The 25,795-nt window shown below is 58.4% G+C and carries 23 protein-coding genes and 1 tRNA gene; 16 read left to right on the top strand and 8 right to left on the bottom strand.

What is annotated here, in order from left to right; all coding sequences use genetic code 11:
• From RTM13_RS12525 to RTM13_RS12515, 3 genes are all read right to left on the bottom strand, one after another.
• The gene (locus RTM13_RS12525) at positions 1-1,170 is read right to left on the bottom strand and encodes a phage integrase central domain-containing protein (protein ID WP_312212327.1); all 1,170 of its coding nucleotides are present in this window, start codon (positions 1,168-1,170) and stop codon (positions 1-3) included.
• 164 nt (positions 1,171-1,334) lie between these two features.
• Positions 1,335-1,409: transfer RNA gene (locus RTM13_RS12520), tRNA-Arg, on the bottom strand.
• 76 nt (positions 1,410-1,485) lie between these two features.
• Positions 1,486-2,427: a formate/nitrite transporter family protein gene (locus RTM13_RS12515; protein ID WP_312212326.1), complete on the bottom strand. Its 942-nt coding sequence runs from the start codon at positions 2,425-2,427 to the stop codon at positions 1,486-1,488.
• A 308-nt stretch (positions 2,428-2,735) separates the two neighbouring features.
• Between RTM13_RS12515 and mlaA the strand changes: the two genes are divergently transcribed.
• The gene (mlaA, locus tag RTM13_RS12510) at positions 2,736-3,494 is read left to right on the top strand and encodes a phospholipid-binding lipoprotein MlaA (protein ID WP_312212325.1); all 759 of its coding nucleotides are present in this window, start codon (positions 2,736-2,738) and stop codon (positions 3,492-3,494) included.
• Positions 3,495-3,571: 77 nt separating this feature from the next.
• Here mlaA and fadL read toward each other — a convergent pair whose 3' ends face one another.
• Positions 3,572-4,933 carry a long-chain fatty acid transporter FadL gene (gene fadL, locus RTM13_RS12505; RefSeq protein WP_312212324.1) on the bottom strand — a complete coding sequence of 454 codons (1,362 nt, stop codon included), beginning with the start codon at positions 4,931-4,933 and terminating at the stop codon, positions 3,572-3,574.
• Between the two features lie 370 nt (positions 4,934-5,303).
• Here fadL and RTM13_RS12500 point away from each other — a divergent pair, with 370 nt between their 5' ends.
• From RTM13_RS12500 to sixA, 4 genes are all read left to right on the top strand, one after another.
• Positions 5,304-5,588 carry a YfcZ/YiiS family protein gene (locus tag RTM13_RS12500; protein WP_312212323.1) on the top strand — a complete coding sequence of 95 codons (285 nt, stop codon included), beginning with the start codon at positions 5,304-5,306 and terminating at the stop codon, positions 5,586-5,588.
• Between the two features lie 158 nt (positions 5,589-5,746).
• Positions 5,747-7,057, top strand: a complete 1,311-nt coding sequence (gene fadI / locus RTM13_RS12495) for an acetyl-CoA C-acyltransferase FadI (RefSeq protein ID WP_312212322.1) — start codon at positions 5,747-5,749, stop codon at positions 7,055-7,057.
• A gap of 17 nt (positions 7,058-7,074) precedes the next feature.
• Complete coding sequence (gene fadJ / locus RTM13_RS12490; RefSeq protein WP_312212321.1) at positions 7,075-9,222, top strand: fatty acid oxidation complex subunit alpha FadJ; 2,148 nt, start codon at positions 7,075-7,077, stop codon at positions 9,220-9,222.
• A gap of 210 nt (positions 9,223-9,432) precedes the next feature.
• Positions 9,433-9,918 carry a phosphohistidine phosphatase SixA gene (sixA, locus tag RTM13_RS12485; RefSeq protein ID WP_312212320.1) on the top strand — a complete coding sequence of 162 codons (486 nt, stop codon included), beginning with the start codon at positions 9,433-9,435 and terminating at the stop codon, positions 9,916-9,918.
• 54 nt (positions 9,919-9,972) lie between these two features.
• Here the strand turns inward: sixA and smrB are convergent, their stop codons facing one another.
• On the bottom strand, positions 9,973-10,524 hold the full coding sequence (gene smrB, locus RTM13_RS12480) for an endonuclease SmrB (protein ID WP_312212319.1): 552 nt from the start codon (positions 10,522-10,524) through the stop codon (positions 9,973-9,975).
• Between the two features lie 166 nt (positions 10,525-10,690).
• Here smrB and prmB point away from each other — a divergent pair, with 166 nt between their 5' ends.
• From prmB to RTM13_RS12450, 6 genes are read left to right on the top strand one after another with little or no spacing between them, the layout of a single operon-like run.
• On the top strand, positions 10,691-11,623 hold the full coding sequence (prmB, locus tag RTM13_RS12475) for a 50S ribosomal protein L3 N(5)-glutamine methyltransferase (RefSeq protein ID WP_312212318.1): 933 nt from the start codon (positions 10,691-10,693) through the stop codon (positions 11,621-11,623).
• A gap of 54 nt (positions 11,624-11,677) precedes the next feature.
• Positions 11,678-12,763: a chorismate synthase gene (gene aroC / locus RTM13_RS12470; protein ID WP_312212317.1), complete on the top strand. Its 1,086-nt coding sequence runs from the start codon at positions 11,678-11,680 to the stop codon at positions 12,761-12,763.
• A gap of 3 nt (positions 12,764-12,766) precedes the next feature.
• A complete protein-coding gene (gene mepA, locus RTM13_RS12465) occupies positions 12,767-13,591 on the top strand; it encodes a penicillin-insensitive murein endopeptidase (protein ID WP_312212316.1) in 825 nt (274 codons plus the stop codon).
• Positions 13,591-14,403 (top strand): sulfite exporter TauE/SafE family protein, encoded by an 813-nt coding sequence (locus tag RTM13_RS12460; RefSeq protein WP_312212315.1) that lies wholly within the window; start codon positions 13,591-13,593, stop codon positions 14,401-14,403. Before mepA ends, RTM13_RS12460 begins: the two co-directional genes overlap by 1 nt.
• Positions 14,400-14,951 (top strand): elongation factor P hydroxylase, encoded by a 552-nt coding sequence (locus RTM13_RS12455; RefSeq protein WP_312212314.1) that lies wholly within the window; start codon positions 14,400-14,402, stop codon positions 14,949-14,951. Before RTM13_RS12460 ends, RTM13_RS12455 begins: the two co-directional genes overlap by 4 nt.
• A 29-nt stretch (positions 14,952-14,980) precedes the next feature.
• Positions 14,981-15,256 carry a YfcL family protein gene (locus RTM13_RS12450; protein WP_312212313.1) on the top strand — a complete coding sequence of 92 codons (276 nt, stop codon included), beginning with the start codon at positions 14,981-14,983 and terminating at the stop codon, positions 15,254-15,256.
• A gap of 85 nt (positions 15,257-15,341) precedes the next feature.
• Here RTM13_RS12450 and mnmC read toward each other — a convergent pair whose 3' ends face one another.
• Entirely contained in the window at positions 15,342-17,354 is a 2,013-nt protein-coding gene (mnmC, locus tag RTM13_RS12445; protein WP_312212312.1) for a bifunctional tRNA (5-methylaminomethyl-2-thiouridine)(34)-methyltransferase MnmD/FAD-dependent 5-carboxymethylaminomethyl-2-thiouridine(34) oxidoreductase MnmC, read from the bottom strand.
• Between the two features lie 158 nt (positions 17,355-17,512).
• Between mnmC and fabB the strand changes: the two genes are divergently transcribed.
• Positions 17,513-18,730, top strand: a complete 1,218-nt coding sequence (gene fabB, locus RTM13_RS12440; protein WP_312212311.1) for a beta-ketoacyl-ACP synthase I — start codon at positions 17,513-17,515, stop codon at positions 18,728-18,730.
• A gap of 258 nt (positions 18,731-18,988) precedes the next feature.
• A complete protein-coding gene (locus RTM13_RS12435; RefSeq protein ID WP_312212310.1) occupies positions 18,989-20,419 on the top strand; it encodes a 6-phospho-beta-glucosidase in 1,431 nt (476 codons plus the stop codon).
• A gap of 50 nt (positions 20,420-20,469) precedes the next feature.
• On the opposite strand, the gene RTM13_RS12430 is transcribed toward RTM13_RS12435, so the two are convergent.
• Positions 20,470-21,537 carry an SDR family oxidoreductase gene (locus tag RTM13_RS12430; protein WP_312212309.1) on the bottom strand — a complete coding sequence of 356 codons (1,068 nt, stop codon included), beginning with the start codon at positions 21,535-21,537 and terminating at the stop codon, positions 20,470-20,472.
• A gap of 82 nt (positions 21,538-21,619) precedes the next feature.
• The gene (gene flk, locus RTM13_RS12425; RefSeq protein ID WP_312212426.1) at positions 21,620-22,627 is read right to left on the bottom strand and encodes a flagella biosynthesis regulator Flk; all 1,008 of its coding nucleotides are present in this window, start codon (positions 22,625-22,627) and stop codon (positions 21,620-21,622) included.
• A gap of 125 nt (positions 22,628-22,752) precedes the next feature.
• Between flk and pdxB the strand changes: the two genes are divergently transcribed.
• The 3 genes from pdxB (at position 22,753) to truA (ending at position 25,781) form a co-directional block, all read left to right on the top strand.
• The gene (gene pdxB / locus RTM13_RS12420) at positions 22,753-23,889 is read left to right on the top strand and encodes a 4-phosphoerythronate dehydrogenase PdxB (RefSeq protein WP_312212308.1); all 1,137 of its coding nucleotides are present in this window, start codon (positions 22,753-22,755) and stop codon (positions 23,887-23,889) included.
• 66 nt (positions 23,890-23,955) lie between these two features.
• Entirely contained in the window at positions 23,956-24,969 is a 1,014-nt protein-coding gene (locus RTM13_RS12415; RefSeq protein ID WP_312212307.1) for an aspartate-semialdehyde dehydrogenase, read from the top strand.
• Positions 24,969-25,781, top strand: a complete 813-nt coding sequence (truA, locus tag RTM13_RS12410; protein ID WP_312212306.1) for a tRNA pseudouridine(38-40) synthase TruA — start codon at positions 24,969-24,971, stop codon at positions 25,779-25,781. Before RTM13_RS12415 ends, truA begins: the two co-directional genes overlap by 1 nt.
• Positions 25,782-25,795 lie beyond the last annotated feature (14 nt).

The raw sequence follows: 25,795 nt of genomic DNA, 5'->3' as shown, positions 1-25,795 counted from the left end.
CTAGCTCACCTTTTCATCAAGCCAGTCGGCCCAATATTGCATCAGCTCTCGCCGCGTATCGAGATATGCCGCATGGTTGTATACAGAGCGCGTACCTCCGCTTACGTGCGCCAGTTGCATTTCAATGGCATCGCTGTTCCAGTGCTTCTCGTTCATTACAGTACTGAACTGGTGACGGAACCCATGCCCACTGGTCTGCCCTTCATAACCAATATTTCTTATCAGGCCCAGAACAGAGTTTTCACTGATCGGCTTCTTCCTGTCATTACGCCCGGGGAAGCATAACTCATATTGGCCGGTGACCTGTTTAAGGAAGCGGAAAAGCTCGACAACCTGATCTGACATAGGAACGACATGAAGTTTACGGCCTTTCATCACTGAAGGGTCAACACTGATTAGCCTGGTTTCAAAGTCGATTCCTGGCCATGCCAGCGAACGGAGTTCAACGGTTCGCATCGCGGTGTAATGCAGAACCTGAGCAGCTATCTTAATTACTATCCACCCACCATAAGCATTCATTGCCCGCTGAAACTCATGTATGCGGTGCATGGGAAGGAATGGGTAGTTTTCTTTCCGATACCCCCTCATTGCGCCAGCCAGGTCTCTGGATGGGTTATATTTAGCTCTGCCAGTAATAATCGCATAGCTGAAAACTTCTCCGCATCTCCGCCTCGCCTTGTCGGCGCGCTCCATTGCGCCTCTGTCTTCGAAGAGCCTGATAACCTTCAGCAGTACCATCGGCTCGACTTCTTCCATCTTCATGTGACCAATGACTGGAAGTATGTCATCTGTGAACATGCTCATCATCTCGTCAGCATATCCCTTTGACCAAACCTTTGATTTATGCGCATGCCATTCCCTGAAGATATCCCCGAAAGAATCCGCGACAGCCTCTTTCTCTTTCTTCTTTACTGCCTGCTTCTGCTCGGCCGGATCCACTCCAGCGAGAAGCTTCATTTTCGCGTCAGATTGCTTTGCCCTGGCTTCAGTGAGAGTGATCTGCGGATATGGGCCGATTACCAGCGTCTTTTCTTTTCCCTCAAACCGGTACCGCATGCGCCATACCTTCTTGCCAGACGGAGGGACGAACAGGAACAGCCCCCCGGCATCAGCCAGGCGATATGATTTTTCGGCAGGTTTTGCTGCGTCGATCTGCTTTACCGTGAGCATGTGGGCATAAATCCGTGGGTATTTTTCGATATGCCCGCAATATGCCCGCAAAAGTTTGGTGGAGTCAATACATGTCGGGTAATGTCAGGTAACAAGAAATCCGCTAGAAACTGAGGTGGGAAGGGGTGATTGGTAACGCCGGGAAATGTGAGGTAATGAGAATGTGGCGTCCCCTGCAGGAATCGAACCTGCAACTAGCCCTTAGGAGGGGCTCGTTATATCCATTTAACTAAGGGGACGAGGCGGCACGAGTATAACGCTATTTGACCGTTGCGTTAAGCTCGGCACCGCCCAACTGCTTAAAGTGTCACCATTTTAAGCCTTTTTCATCTTTTTTCGGGCTTCTTTCGCTTCGGCTGCCGCCTCGGCCTTGCGCTTGTTGCTCATATCGTTGCGGATCTGCGCGTGGCTGAGTAGGGCGAAGATAAAGGTACCGCCGCAGATGTTACCCGCAAGGGTCGGCAGGGCGAAGGGCCAGATGAAATCCGTCCAGGGGATGTTGCCGTTAAAGACCAGGTAAAAGATCTCTACCGCGCCCACCACGATATGAGTGGTGTCCGCCAGGGCAATCACCCAGGTCATCAGGATAATCACCACGATCTTCGCCGAACCGGCCGCCGGGAACATCCAGACCATGGTGGCGACCAGCCAGCCGGAGATGATCGCATTGGCAAACATCTCGGCAGGGGTGTTTTTCATCACCTCCAAACCTATTTCCACAAAGGCATCCCGCGTGGCTTCATCAAAGATCGGCATATACTCAAATGCCCAGGCGGCAATCGCCGTACCGATCAGGTTACCCAGCAGCACCACGCTCCACAGACGCAGCAGCAGGCCGCCGTTTTTCCAGGTCGGGTTTTGCATCACCGGCAGTACGGCGGTCACGGTATTCTCCGTAAACAGCTGCTGGCGGGCCATGATGACAATAATAAAGCCGAAGGTGTAACCGAAGCTCTCCAGCACATAGCTGCCGGGAATCCCCTCCAGCTTATCATGAAAGATCCCCTTTACCAGCAGCGACGCGCCCATTGACAGCCCGGCGGCGATAGCCGACCAGAGCAGCGCCATGGCATCGCGCTCCATCTCTTTCTCGCCGTCCTGGCGAATATGCTCATGGATCGCCATTGCCCGGGAGGGGAGCTGCTCTTCATCCACCTCTATATCTTCGCCGCGCTCGTTCTCCTCACTCTCTACCTCAATCTCTTCCGAAAGCTCATCTGAGTCTTTGTTAATCTTCTCTTCTTTTAATTCATCCACAATGGGTCACCTTTCCATTACTCACTTCACTGCTATAAGCGTAGCGGTATCCGCTAATTTTGCCGGGAAGCGCACCCCTCGCAACGGCGTTATTGGCAGAGGCGTTTAAAATGGGAGACGAAACGGAGAAGATAAAGCCAAAGCCAGGCTATGCTGAAATCATACCGATGTGCTATTCCGTGCGCATGGACATCTTAAAACGTGCTGATACAATCGCTTGCGTATTCTACGGCGAACGCCGGGGCGCTGTGCGTATGTGCCGTCACGGGTGACATTCAGTCATCGCCAATTTTTACAGGGAGACATCTATGAAACTTCGCCTGACGGCGCTCGCGCTGGGCACTACGCTACTGGTCGGCTGCGCCAGCTCCGACTCCGGGGAGCCACAGGGACGCTCGGATCCGCTGGAAGGATTCAACCGCACCATGTACAACTTTAACTTTAACGTGGTGGATCCCTATGTTCTGCGTCCGGTGGCGGTCGCCTGGCGCGATTACGTGCCGCAGCCCGCACGAAACGGCCTGAGCAACTTCACCAGCAACCTTGAAGAGCCTGCCGTGATGGTGAACGCCTTCCTGCAGGGCGATCCCTATCAAGGGATGAAGCACTTCACCCGCTTCTTCCTGAACACCATTCTGGGCATGGGCGGCTTTATCGATGTTGCTGGTATGGCGAACAAAGACCTGCAGCGCACCGTGCCGCGCCGTTTCGGCAGCACGCTGGGCCACTATGGCGTCGGCTACGGTCCCTATGTGCAGCTGCCGTTCTATGGCAGCTTTACGCTGCGTGAAGACGCTGGCGATGCAGCAGATACGCTCTATCCGGTGCTCTCCTGGCTGACATGGCCGCTGTCGGTTGGCAAATGGGCAGTCGAGGGCGTTGAGTCACGTGCGCAGCTGCTGGACTCCGATGGCCTGCTGCGTCAGTCCTCTGACCCCTATATTCTGGTACGCGAGGCTTACTTCCAGCAGCATGACTTTATTGCTAACGGCGGACAGCTGAAGCCGGAGGAGAACCCGAATGCGCAGGCGATCCAGGGCGATTTAAAAGATATTGACGCTGAGTAACCCGGCACAAGGCAATAAAAAAGGTGAACCAAAGTTCACCTTTTTTATGCGCGTTGCGGACTTAGAAAGCCTGGTTTTTAAAATGCATAGTTGAAGTTCGCGCCGTAGAGCCAGGCTTTGCCTTCAGACTCGAAGTTATATGGGCCTTCGGTGAACTTCACCTTTTGACCGTGCATATAGGAGACGCCGACGTCGACGGAGGCATCCTGGTTAAAGGCATAGGTCGTACCCGCGCTCAGCCAGAGGCGATCCTGGTCCGGAATGGAGATGGAGCGTTTGTCAGCCGGGATCGGGCTGTCATCGTAGGCGATACCGCTGCGGAAGGTCCAGTTATCGTCCATATAGTAGGTAGTACCCAACGCCAGGCGGTAAGAGTCGCGGAAGCCCTCCTCTTTATAGAACAGGGTGCCTGCGTCACTGTTTTTCGCCTTCAGCTCCTGGAACTGGCTCCAGCTGGTGTAGGCCAGGCTGTAGTGTACCGCCCACTTCGGTGCAACGCGGTTGTACCCTGAAATCTCCCACATCTCTGGCAGGTTCAGGTTGAGCGAGCCGTCGATAGTGCTGCCGCCAGTGCCGTAGGGCAGGCCGCGCGTCGTCAGGAAGCTGTTAAATGCTGGGTTCAGGCTGCTGCGGTAGTCGCCGTCAAAGTCAATTTTGATTTCGGAGCGGTAGGTCAGGCCGTAACGGTTGTCTTTATCCAGCTCGTAGAGGATACCGGCGTTCCAGCCAAAGCCCCACTCATCACCCTTAAGGTAGGCAATCTGCGTATCGCTGCTCAGGCTGTTGGCATAGCCTGCAATAGAGCGCAGGGCTGCACCCTGTGGGGTTGCAGAGGTAAAGCCCGGAGTCTGGCTCAACTGGCCTGCGGTCAGCTGGCCGAGGTCGCCCGCGTAGCGCTCCAGCTTCGCTTTGGCATACACCGCGTCAAAGCCAACGCCGAAGCTCCAGTGGTTATTCAGGCGATACGCGCCGCTGAGGTTAAGGTTGATAGTCTCCAGCTCGGTTTTACCGCCCATCGAACCTGCGGCATAGCTATCGTTAAACTCGGTAGAGAGACCGTAGTTAGAGGTCAGGGACGCCCCCCAGCCAAACTGATCGTTGATTGGCGCGACGAAATGGAGGTTAGGCACCCACGCTGTCGGCGCAATGTTATCCGCATCCAGGCTACGACCGGACGGAGAAACACCGGAGACATTCACGTCCGGATCGACAAAAATCGCGCCGCCGGAGAAGGTAGGGCGGTCGAACATCGTGATAAGCGCCGGGTTACGGCTGACGTTACCCGCGTCGTCAGCGATAGCACCTTCACCAGAGTAGGCACGGCCAAGACCAGAGGAGGAGAACTCATTAAGTTGGAAGCCTGCTGACCAGGCTTGTGTTGAGACAATTGCCACTGCAACTGCGAGTGCAGACTTGGTAAACAGGGTTTTCTGGCTCATGACCATAACCTCATAATTTATTTTTATACAATAAATGTTACATGCCGTAACAGGAGCGCGGAGTGTAGGGTCTGAGTTACGACTTACAAATCAGACCAGTGGCGAGAGTATAGGTCTGACCAGCATGAATGTTGCAAGTATGTTGATAAGTATTTTCAAATGTGATCACGGAAACGCGATCTGGCTGGCAAAAACGCAACGGCCTTCAATGAGAGGAAAGGGTGATTATTGCGCCAGATCATTTTTAAGTGTGATATCGGTCACTTATCCATTTTTGGAGCCCTAACCGCTGGAGACCGCAACCGCCAGCGCGTAAAATACCCTCACTATTTATCGGGCACGCTACGTGCGAATGAGAGAGGAATTCAAGATGAGTAAATGCAGTGCTGATGAAACCCCCGTTTGCTGCTGTATGGACGTTGGCACCATCATGGACAACAGCGACTGCACGGCCTCTTACAGCCGTGTGTTTGCCGATCGTGCCCAGGCCGAAGAAACTCTCGCGGCGCTGACGGAAAAAGCGCGCAGCGTTGAGTCTGAGCCGTGCGACATCAAGTCAACCTTCACCGAGGTTGACGGCGGCGTGCAGCTCGATATCGACTTCGTGTTTGCCTGCGAAGCCGAAACGCTGATCTTCCAGCTGGGCCTGCGTTAACCTTCCTGTTACGCTCCCGGCACCGGGGGCGTTATCTGCGCTTTTCTCTGTGTTTTAGCTCGCATTTTTTCGCGCTTCCGCTTGGCTAAATGTAAAAAAATGGTTAAGACTATTATCAGGTCAGACCACTTTGCGCATTATGTCAACAGGGGAGTGTTATGAGTCAGGCATTACCGCTTGTCACCCGTCAGGGCGATCGTATAGCCATTGTTAGCGGGTTACGCACCCCGTTTGCCCGCCAGGCCACCGCGTTTCATGGCGTCACCGCCATCGAACTGGGCAAGATGGCCGTGGGTGAATTGCTGGCGCGCAGCGAAATTGCGCCAGAGATCGTGGAGCAGGTGGTTTTTGGTCAGGTTGTTCAGATGCCGGAAGCGCCCAACATTGCCCGCGAAATTGTGCTGGGAACCGGGATGAACGTGCATACCGATGCCTATAGCGTGAGCCGCGCCTGCGCCACCAGCTTTCAGGCGGTGGCGAACGTTGCCGAGAGCCTGCTAGCGGGCACCATCCGCGCTGGTATTGCTGGGGGAGCCGACTCCTCATCCGTTCTGCCGATTGGCGTCAGTAAAACCCTGGCACGCACCCTGGTCGATCTCAGCAAAGCGCGTTCCGGCGGACAAAAACTCAAGCTTCTCTCCCGCCTGCGCCTGCGCGATCTGCTTCCGGTGCCGCCTGCGGTTGCCGAGTATTCGACCGGTCTGCGCATGGGTGATACCGCCGAGCAGATGGCGAAAACCTATGGCATTAGCCGCGAGGAGCAGGATGTATTCGCCCACCGCTCCCACCAGCGTGCGGCCCAGGCGTGGGCAGACAACCGGCTGGCGGATGAAGTGATGACCGCCTATGCCCCCCCTTATCGCGAGCCGTTTATTCAGGACAATACGGTGCGTGCCAACGCGTCGCTTGCCGACTATGCGAAGCTGCGTCCGGCCTTCGATCGCCAGCACGGCACGGTAACCGCGGCCAACAGCACGCCGCTCACCGATGGTGCGGCAGCGGTGATCCTGATGACCGAATCCCGTGCTCGTGAGCTGGGGCTGACGCCGCTCGGCTATCTGCGCAGCTATGCTTTTACCGCTATCGATGTGAAGCAGGACATGCTGCTCGGCCCGGCGTGGTCAACGCCGCTGGCGCTGGAGCGGGCCGGGTTAACGCTTGGCGATCTTACCCTGTTTGATATGCACGAAGCTTTTGCCGCCCAGACGCTGGCTAACCTGAAGCTGATGGCCAGCGACCGCTTTGCCCGCGAGGTGCTGGGACGCGATCGCGCTATTGGTGAAGTGGATGAGAGCCGGTTTAACGTGCTGGGCGGCTCGATCGCCTACGGGCACCCCTTTGCCGCCACCGGGGCGCGGATGATCACCCAGACGCTGCACGAGCTGCGCCGTCGTGGAGGCGGCTTTGGGTTGGTCACCGCCTGCGCCGCCGGTGGGCTGGGGGCGGCCATGGTTCTGGAGGCCGAATAATGGATATGGAAACTGAAATGGCAACTCCCTCCGCATTTACCCTGAACGTGCGGCCGGACAATGTCGCCGTGGTCACTATCGACGTGCCTGGCGAGAAGATGAATACCCTTAAGGCAGAGTTTGGCAGCCAGGTTCGTGCCATCGTTAAAGCGATCCGTGATAACAAGGATCTGCGCGGCGTGGTGTTTATCTCCGCCAAGCCGGACAACTTTATTGCCGGGGCCGATATCAACATGATTGACGGCTGTACCACTGCCCAGCAGGCGGAAGCGCTGGCGTATCAGGGACGAAAAATCATGTCGGATATTCACGCGCTCACCATTCCGGTGATTGCCGCCATCCACGGACCCTGCCTCGGTGGCGGTCTGGAACTGGCTCTGGCCTGCCATGGGCGCATCTGTACCGATGATGCGAAAACGGTATTGGGCCTGCCCGAAGTTCAGCTGGGACTGCTCCCGGGTTCGGGGGGAACCCAGCGCCTGCCGCGTTTAGTTGGCGTCAGCACGGCGCTAGAGATGATCCTCACCGGTAAGCAGCTGCGGGCGCGCCAGGCGCGGAAAGTGGGGCTGGTGGATGACGTGGTGCCTCACTCTATTTTGCTGGAGGCGGCGGTAGCCCTCGCGCTGAAAGGCCGTCCCGCCAGTCGTCGTCTGCTGGTGAAAGAGCGCATTCTCGCAGGCCCCCTTGGGCGGGCGATGCTGTTCCATTTTGTAGGCAAGAAGACCCAGCAGAAGACCCACGGTAACTATCCGGCGGCGTCACGTATTCTGGATGTTATTCATATCGGGCTGGCACAGGGTAAAGGCAGCGGCTATACGGCTGAGGCCCGGGCCTTTGGCGAGCTGGCCATGACGCCTCAGTCTCAGGCGCTACGGCAGATCTTTTTTGCTACCACCGAGATCAAAAAAGATCCCGGCAGCAGCGTCGATCCCGGTCCGCTGCAATCGGTGGGCGTACTGGGGGGCGGCCTGATGGGGGGTGGCATCGCGTACGTGACCGCCAGCAAAGCCGGGCTGCCGGTGCGCATCAAGGATATCAACCCGACGGGCATCAACCATGCGCTGAAATACAGCTGGCAGGAGCTTGATAAAAAAGTCCGTCGCCGCCATATCAGATCCAGCGAACGCGACAGCCAGATGGCGATGATTTCAGGCGCTACGGATTATCGCGGCTTCTCCCGGCGGGATGTGGTCATTGAGGCGGTATTTGAAGATTTAGGCCTGAAGCAGCAGATGGTGTCCGAGGTCGAAGCGCACTGTGCACCGCATACCATTTTCGCGTCCAACACCTCCTCACTGCCGATTGGTGATATTGCTGCCGGTGCGGCGCGCCCGGAGAAGGTTATTGGCCTGCACTTCTTTAGTCCGGTAGAAAAGATGCCGCTGGTCGAGATCATTCCCCACGCTGGCACGGATGAGCAAACCATTGCCACGACGGTCATGCTGGCGAAAAAGCAGGGGAAAACGCCCATCGTGGTGGCGGACAGAGCCGGGTTCTATGTTAACCGTATTCTTGCCCCCTATATCAACGAAGCGATGCGCATGCTGACCGAGGGCGAGCGCGTAGAACACATTGATAACGCGTTGGTGAAGTTTGGTTTCCCGGTTGGCCCGATCCAACTTTTGGATGAGGTAGGAATCGATACCGGCACTAAAATTATACCTGTACTCGAAGCGGCGTACGGGGATCGTTTTTCGCCGCCAGCAAACGTCGTAACAGCAATTTTGAACGACGATCGCAAAGGCAGAAAAAATGGCCGCGGTTTCTATCTTTATGAGACAAAAGGGCGTACAAGCAAGAAACAGGTGGATCCGGCGATCTATTCGCTGGTCGGTGCAGCAGACAGTGGGCGTTTAACCGAAGCCCAGGTGGCTGAACGCTGCGTGATGATGATGCTTAATGAAGCTGCACGCTGTATAGATGAAAAGGTCATCAGAAGCGTGCGCGATGGCGATATCGGCGCAGTCTTCGGGATCGGTTTTCCGCCGTTTTTGGGCGGGCCGTTCCGCTATATGGATCGACTCGGGGCGGATAACGTCGTTGCGACCCTGCAACGTTTAGCCGCCCAGTACGGAGAGCGGTTTACGCCCTGTGAAGTTTTGTTACACATGGCGCAGCACGGCATCACGTTCTGGCCGCACAGGGACGCCGATCGGGTAAGTTAAGGTCTGGTAAGGGTAAATCTGGCGTTGGATGAGCTGGTGTTGCTCAATTTCTAAACAGAGATTGACGAGCGTTACGCCGTTGAGGTAAAACACAGCGTTTCATTCGACGAATGGATAAGGCACAATGCCCGGCCACTGCTATTTCCCGACGCGTTTACGCTGTTTTGCTCGGGCGATATCGGTGCTTCTGGTTAACAAAAGCGGTGCAATATGCAAGTTTTTATCATGCGTCACGGCGACGCTGCTCTTGAAGCAGCCAGTGACTCGGTACGTCCTTTAACCCTGTGTGGCTGTGATGAGTCCCGTCAAATGGCGACCTGGTTAAAAGGACAAAAAGTAAACGTTGAGCGCGTGCTGGTGAGTCCGTTTCTGCGCGCTGAACAGACGCTGGAGAAGGTAGGGGAGTGTATGAACCTGCCGGACAGCGTAGATGTGCTGCCTGAGTTAACACCCGGCGGCGACGTGGCTCTGGTCGGCGACTATCTTCAGGCGCTGGCCAGCAAAGGCGTCTCCTCCGTGCTGGTGATCTCTCACCTGCCGCTGGTCGGCTACCTGGTCTCCGAGCTCTGCCCGGAAGAGGCTCCGCCGATGTTCCTGACCTCTGCGATTGCCAGCGTGACGCTGGACGGCGAAGGCAAAGGGACCTTTAACTGGCAGGTTAGCCCCTGCAACCTGAAAATGGCTAAGGCAATTTAACGCCGCCTGGCCATCGCTAAAGAGCCGCTTATGCGGCTCTTGTCATTTCTGCCATCAGGGTAGTTCTGGCGGCTGCCACTCCTCCACCTCGATTAAGACCAGCAGCGCCGCGTCGCCGCCGTACTCTTTTGGTGCCTGGTGGAAAGCCATTACGTGCGGATGCTGCGCCAGCCACAGCGGCGTCTGCTGCTTCAGGACATGCTTCCCATGGCCGTGCATTACGCAGGCGCAGAAGACATGCTCCCGGCGGCAGGCGGCGATGAGCGCCCCCAACTCCTGCTTGGCCTGCTGCTGGGTTAAGCCGTGCAGATCAAGAAACAGCTCCGGCGAGTAGTCTCCCCGACGCATCTTCTTTACTTCAAAGTGGCTCACGTCTGGTCGAACGTACTTCACCGGCCCGTCGGTGTTGAGCAGCGGCTGGAATTCATCAGAAAAGTAGTGGCTGGCGTCGGCCTGCTCCTGAAGCAGTCGTTTTACCGGCACTTCGCTGACCTTCTTGCGCAGGGGACGGTGCACAATAGTATCCTGCTTGATCTGGCGCGTACCGGTCATCAACTGGCGGAACAGCTCCTGATCCGCCTCGCTAAGTGATGTTTTCTTCTTCATTCATTCATCTCATTTCTGATTTTTTTCAGTTTACCCGACTCGCTGCGCTCTGTGTTCAGGCAAAATGCTTTTTTCCGGCTGGCTGTGCGCGAGAATGCTGATTTATCGGCGTCTTCATGGCAAACTAGCCGCCGAATTTATAGCAAGGCATGTCCCGGAGGATAGCGTGGATAAAATATTTGTCGATGAAGCAGTAAATGAGCTGCACACCATTCAGGACATGTTACGTTGGTCGGTCAGCCGATTCAGCGCGGCAAACATCTGGTACGGGCACGGGACCGATAACCCGTGGGACGAAGCGGTGCAGCTGGTGCTGCCGACCCTCTACCTGCCGCTGGATATTCCAGAAGATATGCGCAGCGCACGCCTGACCTCCAGCGAGCGCCACCGCATCGTTGAGCGCGTGATCCGCCGCGTCAACGAGCGTATTCCGGTCGCTTACCTGACCAATAAAGCCTGGTTCTGCGGCCACGAGTTCTACGTCGATGAGCGCGTGCTGGTGCCTCGTTCACCCATCGGTGAGCTGATTACCAGCCGCTTTGCTGGCATCATCAACCACCAGCCGCAGCACATTCTGGATATGTGCACCGGCAGCGGCTGCATCGCCATCGCCTGTGCCTACGAGTTCCCGGAAGCGGAAGTCGACGCCGTGGATATCTCTCCCGAGGCGCTGGCCGTGGCCGAGCACAATATTGAAGAGCACGGCCTGATCCATAACGTAACGCCTATCCGCTCCGATCTGTTCCGCGATCTGCCCAAGGTGCAGTACGATCTGATCGTCACCAATCCGCCTTACGTGGATGAAGAGGATATGTCAGATCTGCCAAACGAGTATCGCCACGAGCCTGAGCTGGGCCTGGCCTCCGGCAGCGACGGCCTGAAGCTGACGCGTCGCATCCTCGCCTGCGCGCCGGACTATCTCACCGACGACGGCGTACTGATTTGTGAAGTCGGCAACAGCATGGTACATCTGATAGAGCAGTACCCTGAGGTACCCTTTACCTGGCTTGAGTTCGATAACGGCGGCGACGGCGTGTTTATGCTGACCAAAGCGCAGCTGCTGGCGGCCCGGGAGCACTTCAGCATCTACAAAGATTAATAAAACGATAACGCATAGTTAAATGCATAGTTAAATAACGACAGTGGAGCCGTGATGGCAGGAAACAGTATTGGACAACTCTTTCGCGTGACCACCTTCGGGGAGTCACATGGCCTGGCGCTCGGCTGCATTGTCGACGGCGTACCACCGGGGATCGCCCTGAGCGAAGCCGATCTGCAGCACGATCTGGATCGCCGCCGACCGGGCACCTCGCGCTATACCACTCAGCGCCGCGAGCCGGACCAGGTGAAGATCCTCTCCGGCGTTTTTGAAGGGGTGACCACTGGCACCAGTATTGGCCTGCTGATTGAGAACACCGACCAGCGTTCCCAGGACTACAGTGCCATCAAGGACGTCTTCCGTCCAGGCCACGCTGACTACACCTACGAGCAGAAGTATGGCCTGCGCGACTACCGTGGCGGTGGCCGTTCGTCCGCGCGTGAAACCGCCATGCGCGTGGCGGCAGGGGCGATCGCTAAAAAATTCCTCGCGGAGAAATTGGGCATCACCGTTCGTGGCTGCCTGACCCAGATGGGCGATATCCCGCTGGAGATCAAAGCCTGGGACCAGGTTGAGCAGAACCCATTCTTCTGCCCGGATCCGGACAAGATTGAAGCCCTGGACGAGCTGATGCGCGCCCTGAAAAAAGAGGGCGACTCTATTGGGGCGAAGATCACCGTGGTAGCCGACGGCGTGCCGCCGGGACTGGGCGAGCCGGTGTTTGACCGCCTGGACGCCGATATTGCCCACGCGCTGATGAGCATCAACGCTGTTAAAGGCGTGGAGATTGGCGAAGGCTTTGGTTCAGTAGCCCTGCGCGGCAGCGAGAACCGGGATGAAATTACGCATGCGGGCTTCACCAGCAACCATGCAGGCGGCATTCTCGGCGGTATCAGCAGCGGTCAGCAGATTGTTGCCAATATCGCCCTGAAGCCCACCTCCAGCATTACCGTGCCGGGGAAAACTATCAACCGCACCGGGGAAGAGATGGAGATGATCACTAAAGGCCGTCATGACCCTTGCGTGGGCATTCGTGCTGTACCGATTGCCGAAGCGATGCTGGCGATTGTCCTGATGGATCACTTCATGCGCCAGCGGGCGCAGAACGCGGACGTGACGACAACCATCCCACGCTGGTAAACGATGAAAAAAACGCTTATAGCGCTGCTGGCGGCTCTCGCCAGCCATGCCACCTTCGCGGCCACGCCGTGGCAAAAAATTACCCATCCGATTGCCGGTAGTGCGCAGTCGGTGGGCGCGTTCTCTAACGGCTGTATCGTCGGCGCAAGCGCGCTGCCCGTGCAGTCCGATACCTATCAGGTGATGCGCACCGATCAGCGCCGCTACTTTGGTCACCCCGACCTGGTGCAGTTTATTCAGCGACTCAGCGGACGGGTGCATAATCTCAATCTCGGTACGGTGCTGGTAGGCGATATGGGCATGCCTGCCGGTGGTCGTTTCAACGGTGGCCACGCCAGCCACCAGACTGGGCTGGATGTCGATATCTTCCTACAGCTGCCGAAAACGCGCTGGAGCGCGGCGCAGCTGCTGAGGCCTCAGGCGCTGGATCTGGTCTCCCAGGATGGCAAGCATGTTGTCTCCTCCCTGTGGCAGCCGGAAATCAGCCAGCTGATTAAGCTGGCGGCGGAAGATAATGACGTCACGCGCATCTTTGTTAATCCGGCCATTAAGCAGCAGCTCTGCGAAGACGCGGGAACCGACCGCGACTGGCTGCGGAAGGTGCGTCCGTGGTTCCAGCATCGGGCGCATATGCACGTTCGCCTGCGCTGCCCGGCGGATAGCCTGGAGTGCGTCGATCAGCCTCTGCCGCCGCCGGGAGACGGCTGCGGTGCAGAGCTGCAAAGCTGGTTCGAACCGCCTAAACCTGCCTCAACAAAGCCTGAGAAGAAGACACCGCCGCCGTTGCCGCCTTCCTGCCAGGCGCTACTGGACGAGCATGTACTTTAATGGAAAATTTTAGCGATCTCTTTTTGGTTTCCCCGCTGCTGCTGGCAGTCCTGTTTTTTGTCGCCCTGCTGGCCGGGTTTATTGATGCCCTGGCGGGCGGCGGCGGGCTGCTCACCGTCCCGGCGCTGCTGGCGGCGGGCATGACGCCAGCCCAGGCGCTGGCGACAAATAAGCTGCAGGCCTGCGGCGGATCCATCTCGTCAACGATTTACTTTCTGCGCCGTGGGGTAGTAAAGCTTGGCGATCAGAAGCTTAATATTCTGATGACTTTTATCGGCTCGACCACGGGGGCGCTGCTGGTCCAGCATGTGCAGTCCGACATACTGCGCCAGATCCTGCCCCTGCTGATCATCGGTATCGGCCTCTACTTTTTGCTGATGCCGAAGCTGGGGGAAGAGGATCGCCAGCGTCGTCTCTACGGTCTGCCGTTTGCGCTGATTGCTGGCGGCTGCGTGGGCTTCTACGACGGCTTCTTCGGCCCCGGTGCAGGCTCATTTTACGCGCTGGCATTCGTCACGCTCTGCGGCTACAACCTGGCAAAATCCACCGCGCACGCCAAGGTGCTTAACGCCACCTCCAATATCGGCGGCCTGCTGCTGTTTATCATCGGCGGCAAGGTGGTGTGGGCCACCGGGTTTGTGATGCTCGCCGGGCAGTTTATCGGCGCGCGCATCGGCTCGCGGCTGGTGCTGAGCAAAGGGCAGAAGCTGATCCGTCCGATGATTGTTATCGTCTCGGCGGTGATGAGCGCCAAGCTTCTTTTTGACAGTCACGGACAGGAGATTCTCCACTGGGTGGGGATACACGCATGAGCAGTACGACACACCGCTACGAGCAGCTGATTGAGATCTTCAACGGCTGCTTTGCCGACGATTTTAATACGCGCCTGGTGAAGGGCGACGACGAGCCTATCTACCTTCCGGCTGACGACGAGGTCGACTATCACCGGATCGTTTTCGCCCACGGTTTTTACGCCAGTGCGCTGCATGAGATTTCACACTGGTGCGTCGCCGGTAAGGCCCGCCGGGAGCTGGTCGATTTTGGCTACTGGTACTGTCCGGACGGGCGCGATGCCGCTACCCAGGGTCAGTTTGAAGACGTGGAGGTGAAGCCTCAGTCTTTCGAATGGCTCTTCTGCGTGGCGGCGGGCTTCCCGTTTAACGTCAGCTGCGACAATCTTGAAGGCGACGTCGAGCCGGATCGCGTCGCCTTCCAGCGCCGGGTGCATGCCCAGGTGATGAGCTGGCTGGAGCAGGGGATCCCCGAGCGTCCGGCACGGTTTATCAAGGCACTACAGGATTATTATCACACGCCGTCTTTAACGGCAGACCAGTTCCCGTGGCCGGAAGATCTGAACTAGCGGCACGGTTTTTTTAAAGAGGAAAGAAGATGATCGCGGAATTTGAATCACGCATTCTGGCGTTAATTGATGACATGGTTGAGCACGCCAGTGACGATGAGCTTTTCGCCAGCGGTTACCTGAGCGGCCACCTGACGCTGGCCGTCGCCGTACTGGAAAACGGTGACGATCACTCTCCGGAGGCGGTTTACGCCCAGGTGACCTCCAGCCTTCAGCAGGCGATTCAGGGCGGCGAGCTCTCTCCGCGCGATCAGGTGCTGGTGCTGGAGATGTGGGAGAGGCTCTACCAGCAGGCGAGGGCTTAAGTGCAGTCACGCCCGGTGGCGCTACGCTTACCGGGCCTACGGGCTTGTAAGCCCGGCAAACGCAGTGCCGCCCGACGAACCATCGTTACACTTGAGCACGCTTAACCGCCTTACCCTTCAGCAGTTTTCTCACCCACAGACGATTCGGATTCAGCGCCGCCAGGGTCTCACCCTCCAGCGGGATCGGCTCATCGCTCATCTGCGCCGCCAGGATCTCAGCCGCCAGCGGGGCGCTGCACAGCCCGCGTGAACCCAGTGCGCCGAGCATGTACAGCCCGGCATGCACCGGAGCAGAGAGAGCGCTCTCCTGATGCTCGGCCAGGTCCGCATAGTGCTCCAGCGTCGCGTCGTAATCGGCGACGTTGCCAATCATCGGCAGATGATCCCGCGTTGCGCAGCGCACGCCACAGCGCGCCGATTTGCCGCTGACGTCTACCTCTTTCGCCCACCCGGCCTCCGGGAAGCAGTCGATTAGCCGCTGGCGGTTATGCTGCTGATCCTCTTCGCTGTAGCTCGTCTCCTGCTGGCCACGATGGTAGCTCGCACCGATGCAGTGCTCGCCGTTTACCGGATTTTGCGGCGTCAGGTAGCCGTCGTAGCACAGCACCTGACGCAGCGCCGACAGGCCGGGACGGGTAGGGATGTGGCTCACCTGGCCGCCGACGGCGTAGACCGGCAGGTTCTCGGTCTGGTCAAACTGATTAACCCGATGGCCGTTCGCCAGCACTACCGTCTGATGGCAGGCGCTTTCGCCATGGGTGAGCGCCAGCTGCCAGCCCGCGTCCGTGGCGGTGAGGCCATTAACCTCGGACTGATAATGCACCCGCAGGCCCTGAGCAACCGCCAGCTCCAGCGCGGCGGCGGTAAGCTGGGCCGGGCAGAGCCAGCCGCCTGCGGGATACTGAATGCCACCGCAGCCGATTTCCACCCCGGTTGTGGCTTTAACCGCTTCGGTATCTACCGCCACGGCTACTTCAGAAGGGAGTTCAAGGCTAAGCATCTGGGCAATCTTCTGCTGGCTCTTCTCGTCCCAGCCAAGCTGGGTAACGCCGCACCAGTCGTGGTCAAACGCTACCGGCAGGGCATCGTAGAACCTCCGGGCAAAGGTAAAGGCGGCGGGGAAGAAGCGGGCAAGGGCCGGATCGTGGGCGCTCAGCAGCGGATAGAGCGCCCCCTGGCGATTACCGGACGCGCCCTTAGCGGGCGCATCGTCGGCGCAGTAGAGCGTCACCTGCCAGCCCCGGCGCAGCAGAGCCAGAGAGAGCAGGGCGCTGGCGATGCCGCCGCCGACGATCGCGGCCTCGTTGTTTATCGCTGGAGTACGGGCAAACCACGGCGTGCGTCGTGGGATGCTGAGCGTCTGCTGCATCTCGCCAGTCAGCATCTCACGCTTGCGGCCAAACCCCTTTCTTTTTTGCATGGTGAAGCCCGCCTCCTGCAATCCCCGACGGACAAAGCCAGCGGAGGTAAAGGTTGCGAGCGTGCCGCCTGGGCGCGCCAGACGGGCCATGGCATTGAACAGTGACGGCGTCCACATATCCGGGTTTTTCGCCGGGGCGAAGCCGTCGAGAAACCAGGCGTCAACCTTCTGGTTGAGTGAATCATCCAGCGCTTCGGTTAAAGTATTGATATCGCCAAACCAGAGATCGAGCGTGACGCGCCCACCCGCCAGCAGCAGACGATGGCAGCCCGGTATAGCCTGCGGCCACTGCGCCTGGAGCTGCTCAGCCCACGGGGCCAGCTCGGGCCAGTGCCGGTGCGCCTGGGCTAAATCCGCTGCCTTTAGCGGAAATTTTTCGAAACTGATGAAGTGTAATCTTTGCAGCGTAGCCTGCGGGTGTGCGAGCAGAAACGCATCAAACGCCTGCCACAGCGTAAGAAAATTCAGACCGGTGCCGAAACCGCTTTCGGCAACGATAAACAGCGGGCGCGGGTGCACTGGAAAACGGGTGCTGAGGTGATTGCCGTCGAGGAAAACATGGCGCGTCTCCTCAAGTCCATTATCATTAGAGAAATAGACGTCGTCGAAATCTCGGGAAACAGGTGTACCCTCAGCGTTGAATTCGAGGTTGGCAGATTGTATAGCGGTTTGTTTCACGTAAGTTACTCGCGTGGCAGGCTGTGGCACGATCTTAACGATGTCGGCCCGCTGGCGCAAATTTCTCCAGAAATTGGCTGATCGGACTTGTTCGGCGTACAACTGTACGCTATCTTGCGAATCGAATCTTATTATAGTGCGACTTACAGAGGTATTGAATGAAACGTGCAGTGATTACTGGCTTGGGCATCGTTTCCAGCATCGGTAATAACCAGCAGGAAGTCCTCGCATCTCTGCGTGAAGGGCGCTCAGGGATTACTTTCTCCCAGGAATTTCACGATTCCGGTATGCGCAGCCACGTATGGGGTAATGTAAAACTGGACACCACGGGCCTGATTGACCGCAAAGTGGTGCGTTTCATGAACGATGCCGCCATCTATGCCTTCCTCTCCATGCAGGAGGCCATCGCGGATGCTGGCCTGAGCGAAGAGGTTTACCAGAACAATCCTCGCGTGGGCCTGATCGCTGGCTCCGGCGGCTCTTCCAAAGCACAGGTTTTTGGTGCGGACGCTATGCGTAGCCCGCGCGGCCTGAAAGCGGTTGGCCCGTACGTGGTCACCAAAGCGATGGGTTCGGCGGTCTCCGCCTGCCTCGCGACGCCGTTCAAAATCCACGGCGTAAACTACTCTATCAGCTCCGCCTGTGCGACCTCTGCACACTGTATCGGTAACGCGGTTGAGCAGATCCAGCTGGGCAAACAGGACATCGTCTTTGCTGGCGGCGGCGAAGAGCTGGGCTGGGAAATGGCCTGTGAGTTCGACGCAATGGGCGCGCTCTCTACCAAATACAATGACGATCCGGCGAAAGCCTCCCGTACCTACGATGCTAACCGTGACGGTTTCGTTATCGCAGGCGGCGGCGGTATGGTCGTGGTTGAAGAGCTGGAGCACGCTCTGGCACGCGGCGCGAAAATCTATGCTGAGATCGTGGGCTATGGTGCCACCTCCGACGGCGCTGACATGGTGGCTCCGTCTGGTGAAGGCGCGGTGCGCTGCATGCAGATGGCGATGCACGGTCTGGACACCCCGATCGACTACCTGAACTCCCACGGCACCTCTACGCCAGTAGGCGACGTGAAAGAGCTGGGCGCGATCCGCGAAGTGTTCGGCGACAACAGCCCGGCTATCTCTGCTACCAAAGCGATGACCGGCCACTCGCTGGGCGCGGCGGGCGTGCAGGAAGCGATCTACTCCCTGCTGATGCTGGAGCACGGCTTCATCGCCCCGAGCATCAACATCGAAGAGATGGACGAGAAAGCAGAAGGCCTGAACATCGTCACCGAGACCACCGAGCGCCAGCTGAACACCGTGATGTCCAACAGCTTCGGCTTCGGCGGCACCAACGCCACGCTGGTGATGCGTAAGCTGAATAAATAATTGCCCTCCGGCAACATAAAAAAGGAGCCTCGTGGCTCCTTTTTTTATGGCTAACGGTCATGGTTCCAGCAAGGCTGGCTCCGTAGGCCGGGCAAGCTTGCGCCGCCCGGCGTTTATGTCGCTACGTCGGGTGGCGGCTTACGCCTTACCCGACCTACTTGTCAGTGCAGAGCCACGGGCAATTATGTGACACGCGTCCGGCAATCTGCCGCATCGGTTGCTATCCTCGAGTAGATTCCAACGAAGAGGAGGGTACAGATGCCTGGATTTAAAGCAGATTTTCTCTGGGGCGGTGCGGTCGCCGCGCATCAGCTGGAAGGCGGCTGGCAGGAGGGGGGCAAAGGCGTCAGCGTTGCGGACGTGATGACCGCCGGCCGGCATGGCGTGCCGCGAGAGATTACCGAAGGCGTGATCGAGGGGAAATACTACCCCAACCATGAAGGCATCGACTTTTACCATCGCTACCCGCAGGACATTAAGCTGTTTGCGGAGATGGGCTTTAAATGCTTCCGCACCTCCATTGCCTGGACACGTATCTTCCCTCGTGGCGACGAGCTGGAGCCGAACGAGGCCGGGCTGCAGTTCTATGACGATCTCTTCGACGAGTGCCTAAAATACAACATTGAGCCGGTGATCACCCTCTCACACTTTGAGATGCCCTATCACCTGGTCACCGAATACGGCGGCTGGCGCAACCGCCAGACGATCGCGTTTTTCGTCCGTTTTGCCAACGCCGTCTTTACCCGTTACCAGAAGAAAGTGAAGTACTGGATGACCTTTAACGAGATCAACAACCAGGCTAACTTCAATGAAGATTTTGCGCCGTTCACCAACTCGGGTCTGCACTATAAGCCGGGTGAGGATCGCGAGAAGATCATGTATCAGGCCGCGCACTATGAGCTGGTGGCCAGTGCGCTGGCGGTGGAAGCCGGGCACGCGATTAACCCAGAGTTCCAGATTGGCTGCATGATCGCCATGTGTCCGGTCTATCCGCTCACCTGCGATCCCAACGACATGATGATGTCGGTCAACGCCATGCACCGCCGCTACTGGTTTGCCGACGTGCACGTCCGGGGCTACTACCCGAAACACACCCTGAACTACTTTGCGCGGAAAGCGTTCAACCTCGATATGACCGAAGAGGATCTGCGCATTCTGCAGCGCGGCTGCGTCGACTACATTGGCTTTAGCTACTACATGTCGTTCGCCACCAAAGCCACGAAGGATAACCCCCGCCTCGACTATGACGAGACCAAAAGCCTGGTCACTAACCCGTGGGTAAAAGCCTCCGACTGGGGCTGGCAGATCGATCCGGTGGGGTTACGCTACTCGCTGAACTACTTCTACGATCTCTATCAGCTACCGCTGTTTATTGTCGAAAACGGCTTTGGTGCCATCGACAAGCTGGAAGCGGACGGCACCGTGGACGACAGCTACCGCATCGCCTACCTGGGCGACCATATTCGCGAAATGAAGAAGGCGGTGGAAGAGGACGGCGTTGAGCTAATGGGCTATACGCCGTGGGGCTGCATCGATCTGGTCTCGGCGGGCACCGGTGAGATGAAAAAACGCTACGGCTTTATCTACGTCGATAAGGACAACGAGGGCCACGGCACGCTGGCGCGCAGCAAGAAAAAATCGTTCGACTGGTACAAAGAGGTGATCAGAAGCAACGGCGAGAAGCTGTAGTCGGGAAAAGCCAGTCAGCGGCTGCGCTGACTGGCATGTGTACCGGTAAATTATTCCGGAATTATCCGCTCTTTTTTCAAGCGATCAAACAGCCCGGTAAAGGAGTCCAGCGTGCTGCGATAGCCGATAAACCCGGCCTTACGGCTTTTACTCATATCGGTAAAGGCCTCCATCGGGCGTCCCAGGTCAGCATCGGTATGCCACCAGGAGACCAGCTTGTTGATGTCTGCCTCGCGCAGCTGATAGTGCGCGGCAATGGTTCGCCATGCGGCCTCGGCCTCCAGCATCCGGCCCTCCAGCGGCATCATCTTTTCAGGGTAGGGCGCGGCCTCAATACCAAAATACGCGGCGAGGCGCGGCCACAGCCAGTTCCAGCGGAACACCTCCCCGTTAACGGCGTTGAAGTCCTGGTTAGCCGCCGTCGGGCTGGTGGCCGCCCACTCCAGCTGCTCGGCCAGCAGGCCAGCATCGGTCACGTCCGACACGCCGTTCCACTGCTCGGGAGAGCCTGGGAAGATAAACGGCCAGCCTTTTTCCCGGCATAGAGTGGCGTAAACCGCCAGCGTCTGGCCCATGTTCATGGCATTGCCCAGCGCATAGCCGACAATGGTATGCGGACGATGCACGCTCCAGCGGTAGCCATACTTCTCCGCTCCGGCGAAAAGCTCGTCCTCCTGGGCGTAGTAGAAGTTCTCCACCGGCTGGCGGCCCTGCTCTTCGCGGAAGGGGGTCACCGGTACCGCGCCTTTACCGTAGGCTTCAAAGGGGCCAAGGTAGTGCTTAAGTCCGGTCACCAGCGCCACGTGCGCGCCGTGCAGGCGGTTACCCAGCGCTTCAATGACGTTTTTCACCATCGCGCCGTTCACGCGGATGTTCTCTTTCTCACTCTCCTGGCGGGCCCAGACGCTAAAGAAGAGCGCATCGGGTTTAACCGACTTCAGCGCCTCGTTAACTGCCGCCGCGTCGGTTAAATCCGCCGTCAGGCTGGTGCAGCCCGCCAGGACGTCGCCGCGTCCGCGAGACAGGCCAGTCACCTCCCAACCCTCCTCCAGTAGTCTCTCTGCGAGGGCGCGACCAATCACGCCGCTGATACCGACTATCAATGCTTTTTTACGCATTGCTCTCTCCTCTTAACCAGGTCAGATAAAAAGCCTAATAGAGAATTGCGTTCTTATCCCGGTTATCTGCATCAGGAGAGCGTTAAATCACCAGCCAGATAAGCGCCAGCACCACCAGCAGGGCGATAGCAACCAGGCCCGGACGGGCAGAGAGCGAGCGAAACGACTCCATCACCGGCGCGAACAGCGGGTTATAGATCGGCTGGATATGGCGCGGCTCCAGCAGAGCCTCGTTGCGCTCGGCGCGGCGCAGGAAGATGTAGTTGAGCAGATCCTGTACCTGGGCGGTGGTCAGCACCGTCTGCGGCGTCACCTGCCAGGTCTGCTGGGCATAATCCTGAACGCGCTGCCATTCGTGCTCGTCCAGGGGCTGCTTCAGAGCCGACTGCAACGTATGCAGGGTCGGTGCCGTCTGGGTGCTTAACGTCTGGCGCGCCTGCAGCCAGGTCAGCAGGTGAGCAAACTGCTTCGCCGGGATCGGCTCCCCGGTCTTGACGCCGGAAAGCTCAATCATCGACTGCCAGATGAGCTTGCTGGATTCACCCGTGGCGGCGGCCAGCCGGGTGACCGCCTGGTTGAGCGTATTGTGCTCGGCGGGGAGCATCGGGCGATCGGTAGCCGGACGCTGCTGGGGCTGCGGGATCGCCAGCTCGCCTTTCTGCAGCATCACCAGTACGGTTTTGAGCTGCTCGGGAGAGAGCTGGCTGAGGGCCGTCTGGCCAAACTGATGGCGGATAAAGTCGCTCACCGCCTGGCGATTGTTGCCCTGACCCAGCAGCTCCGTTAGCTGCGAAAGCACCTGGCGGTTAGCGTTATTCTGGACGGCACTCTCCAGGCGCTGGCTCAGGCTCTGCTCGGCGGCAGGGAAGTGCTTTGAGAGCAGCGGTGCGTCGTTTTTTAAACCCAGATCGTGCTTCACCCCGGCCCAGACTTCGGCACTCTGCTGATGCGTCAGGGCCACCAGACGAGTAATCAGCCTCTCCAGCACCGTGCGCTGTTGAGTAGAGAGGGGCTGGTCGCCTGCGGCGGTGGTGGGGGTAGTCGGCTCTTGCCCGGGAGGGCGCGCCGGCGCACCCTGAATGGGTTGCATCATTTCTGTCCTTATCTCTTACGTATGCGGCTCGCGTAACGGTCTGCGGCATTGTCGGTATGCCTGGCGGCGAGATTATGGCACACTTGCGCCGTTATCTCCCGTTCTCATACAGGTACCGTAACGTGAAAATCCTCGTCGATGAAAATATGCCTTATGCCCGCGAACTCTTTAGCCGTCTGGGCGAGGTTAAACCCGTTCCTGGCCGGCCGATCCCGGTAGAGGCGCTGGCGGATGCGCAGGCATTAATGGTGCGTTCCGTCACTAAGGTCAATGCATCGCTGCTCAGCGGGACCGCCGTTAAGTTTGTCGGTACGGCCACCGCCGGAACCGATCATGTCGATCAGCAGTGGCTGGGCGAGGCGGGGATTGGTTTCTCGGCCGCTCCGGGCTGCAACGCGATTGCGGTAGTGGAGTATGTCTTCTCCGCCCTGTTGATGCTGGCCGAGCGCGACGGCTTTACGCTGAAAGATCGCACCGTGGGCATCGTCGGCGTTGGCAACGTTGGGTCGCGTTTACAGGCGCGGCTGGAAGCATGGGGCGTGCGCACCCTGCTGTGCGATCCGCCGCGTGCCGATCGGGGCGACGCGGGGGACTTTCGTCCGCTGGAGGAGCTGGTCCGCGAGGCCGACATTCTCACCTTCCATACGCCGCTGTTCAAAGAGGGGCCGTATAAAACCCTGCACCTTGCTGACGAGACGCTGATCAGCGCCCTGAAGCCGGGCGCGATCCTGATCAACGCCTGCCGGGGCAGAGTGGTTGACAACGCTGCGTTGCTGGCGCGTCTTGAGGCCGGGCAGGATCTCAGCGTGGTGCTGGATGTCTGGGAGCCGGAGCCGGATCTCAACGTCGAGCTGCTCAAGCGCGTTGATATTGGCACGCCGCACATCGCGGGTTACACCCTGGAGGGCAAGGCGCGCGGCACTACGCAGGTCTTTGAAGCCTTCAGCGAGTTTATCGGCCATCGCCAGCAGGTGGCCCTCGACACCCTGCTGCCCGCGCCGGAATTTGGCCGCATTACCCTGCATGGCCCTCTCGATCAGCCAACGCTGAAAAGACTGGCCCATTTGGTGTATGATGTGCGCCGCGACGATGCACCCCTGCGTAAAGTGGCGGGCATCCCGGGTGAATTTGATAAGCTGCGCAAAAACTATCTTGAGCGCCGCGAGTGGTCGTCGCTCTATATTCAGTGTGACGACGCCGAGGCGGCAAGCCTGCTGCATAAGCTCGGCTTTAGCGCCGTCTATCACTCGACGCACTAAACTCATTCTCTTTCGCTCTCCGCCAGACGGCGGGGAGCGTACTGCTATTGTCTGGAGTAAACCACCATGTCAGAAGGCTGGAACATTGCCATCCTGGGCGCGACCGGCGCTGTCGGCGAAGCCCTGCTCGAAACGCTTGCTGAACGTCAATTCCCGGTAGGCGACCTGTACGCCCTGGCCCGTCAGGAGAGCGCCGGTAAAGCCCTGCGCTACGCCGGTAAAACTGTCTATGTGCAGGACGCCGCCGAGTTTGACTGGACGCAGGCGCAGCTGGCCTTTTTCGTGGCTGGCGCGGAAGCTTCAGCGACCTATATTGAAGAGGCGACCAACTCAGGCTGTCTGGTGATCGACGCCAGCGGCCTGTTTGCGCTGGAGCCGGACGTGCCGCTGGTCGTGCCGGACGTTAACCCCTTCGTGCTGGCCGACTACCGCAACCGCAACGTGATTGCCGTCGCGGACAGCCTCACCAGCCAGTTGCTGACCGCGCTGAAGCCGTTGATTGAAGAGGGTGGCCTGTCGCGCATCGCCGTAACGAATCTGCTGTCAGTCTCTGCACAGGGCAAGGCGGCGGTGGATGCGCTGGCCGGGCAGAGCGCCAAGCTGCTCAACGGTATTCCTGTCGACGAAGATGACTACTTTGGCCGTCAGCTGGCGTTCAACATGCTGCCGCTGCGCGTTGATGGCGAAGGCAGCGTCCCTGACGAGCGCCGCGTCGTTGATCAGGTGCGGAAGGTACTCCAGGACGAGGGGCTGATGGTCTCCGTCAGTAGCGTTCAGTCACCGGTCTTCTACGGCCACGCACAGATGGTGAATTTTGAAGCCCTGCGTCCGCTGGCGGCGGAAGAGGCGCGCGACGCCTTTGCCCGTGGCGAAGATATCGTTCTCTCCGAGGCCGGTGAGTTCCCGACCCAAGTGGGCGACGCTTCCGGCAATGCTCAGCTCTCTGTTGGCTGCGTGCGTAACGACTACGGTATGCCGGAGCAGATCCAGTTCTGGTCCGTGGCGGACAACGTGCGCTTCGGCGGCGCGCTGATGGCGGTGAAGATCGCCGAGAAGCTGGTCCAGGAGTATCTTTACTGATGTCTGACGTGCATGAGAAGCCGATCTACCGGATCGCGCTGGGCATTGAGTACGACGGCAGTAAATACTACGGCTGGCAGCGGCAGAACGAAGTTCGCAGCGTGCAGGAGAAGCTGGAGAAGGCGCTCTCTCAGGTTGCCAACGAGCCGATCTCGGTTTTCTGCGCGGGCCGCACCGACGCGGGCGTGCACGGCACAGGGCAGGTGGTGCATTTCGAGACTACCGCTCTGCGTAAAGAGGCGGCCTGGACGTTAGGTGTAAATGCGAATTTACCTGGTGACATTGCGGTGCGCTGGGTGAAAGATGTGCCCGATGATTTTCATGCGCGTTTTAGCGCCACGGCTCGCCGTTACCGCTACGTCATCTACAATCATCGGTTGCGTCCGGCGGTACTCGGCCAGGGCGTAACGCACTACCATCAGCCGCTGGATGCGGAGCGGATGCACCGCGCAGCCCAGTGTCTGATTGGCGAGAATGACTTTACCTCGTTTCGGGCGGTGCAGTGCCAGTCGCGCACGCCGTGGCGTAACGTGATGCACATTAACGTAACCCGTTACGGTGCATATGTGGTGGTCGATATCAAAGCCAATGCCTTTGTACATCATATGGTCAGGAATATTGTCGGCAGCCTGATGGAAGTAGGCAGCCACAACCAGCCGGAGAGCTGGATAGCAGAGCTGCTGGCGGCAAAGGATCGTCGGCTTGCAGCAGCAACGGCAAAAGCGGAAGGGCTATACCTGGTGGCGGTGGACTATCCCGCCAGGTTTGAACTGCCCGTGTTGCCAATGGGTCCGCTGTTTTTAGCGGACTAAATGCAGACAGACAA

This window comes from Pseudescherichia sp., assembly GCF_031979925.1.
Taxonomy (GTDB): Bacteria; Pseudomonadota; Gammaproteobacteria; order Enterobacterales; family Enterobacteriaceae; genus Pseudescherichia.
This window is presented reverse-complemented; position numbering and strand designations above follow the sequence as displayed.

Excerpts from the sequence above, each read along its gene's own strand:
- RTM13_RS12525 (WP_312212327.1), bottom strand. The coding sequence starts at position 1,170 with ATGCTCACGGTAAAGCAGATCGACGCAGCAAAACCTGCCGAAAAATCA.
- mlaA (WP_312212325.1), top strand. The coding sequence starts at position 2,736 with ATGAAACTTCGCCTGACGGCGCTCGCGCTGGGCACTACGCTACTGGTC.
- fadL (WP_312212324.1), bottom strand. The coding sequence starts at position 4,933 with ATGAGCCAGAAAACCCTGTTTACCAAGTCTGCACTCGCAGTTGCAGTG.
- RTM13_RS12500 (WP_312212323.1), top strand. The coding sequence starts at position 5,304 with ATGAGTAAATGCAGTGCTGATGAAACCCCCGTTTGCTGCTGTATGGAC.
- fadI (WP_312212322.1), top strand. The coding sequence starts at position 5,747 with ATGAGTCAGGCATTACCGCTTGTCACCCGTCAGGGCGATCGTATAGCC.
- fadJ (WP_312212321.1), top strand. The coding sequence starts at position 7,075 with ATGGCAACTCCCTCCGCATTTACCCTGAACGTGCGGCCGGACAATGTC.
- sixA (WP_312212320.1), top strand. The coding sequence starts at position 9,433 with ATGCAAGTTTTTATCATGCGTCACGGCGACGCTGCTCTTGAAGCAGCC.
- smrB (WP_312212319.1), bottom strand. The coding sequence starts at position 10,524 with ATGAAGAAGAAAACATCACTTAGCGAGGCGGATCAGGAGCTGTTCCGC.
- aroC (WP_312212317.1), top strand. The coding sequence starts at position 11,678 with ATGGCAGGAAACAGTATTGGACAACTCTTTCGCGTGACCACCTTCGGG.
- mepA (WP_312212316.1), top strand. The coding sequence starts at position 12,767 with ATGAAAAAAACGCTTATAGCGCTGCTGGCGGCTCTCGCCAGCCATGCC.
- RTM13_RS12460 (WP_312212315.1), top strand. The coding sequence starts at position 13,591 with ATGGAAAATTTTAGCGATCTCTTTTTGGTTTCCCCGCTGCTGCTGGCA.
- RTM13_RS12455 (WP_312212314.1), top strand. The coding sequence starts at position 14,400 with ATGAGCAGTACGACACACCGCTACGAGCAGCTGATTGAGATCTTCAAC.
- RTM13_RS12450 (WP_312212313.1), top strand. The coding sequence starts at position 14,981 with ATGATCGCGGAATTTGAATCACGCATTCTGGCGTTAATTGATGACATG.
- fabB (WP_312212311.1), top strand. The coding sequence starts at position 17,513 with ATGAAACGTGCAGTGATTACTGGCTTGGGCATCGTTTCCAGCATCGGT.
- RTM13_RS12435 (WP_312212310.1), top strand. The coding sequence starts at position 18,989 with ATGCCTGGATTTAAAGCAGATTTTCTCTGGGGCGGTGCGGTCGCCGCG.
- RTM13_RS12430 (WP_312212309.1), bottom strand. The coding sequence starts at position 21,537 with ATGCGTAAAAAAGCATTGATAGTCGGTATCAGCGGCGTGATTGGTCGC.
- flk (WP_312212426.1), bottom strand. The coding sequence starts at position 22,627 with ATGCAACCCATTCAGGGTGCGCCGGCGCGCCCTCCCGGGCAAGAGCCG.
- RTM13_RS12415 (WP_312212307.1), top strand. The coding sequence starts at position 23,956 with ATGTCAGAAGGCTGGAACATTGCCATCCTGGGCGCGACCGGCGCTGTC.
- truA (WP_312212306.1), top strand. The coding sequence starts at position 24,969 with ATGTCTGACGTGCATGAGAAGCCGATCTACCGGATCGCGCTGGGCATT.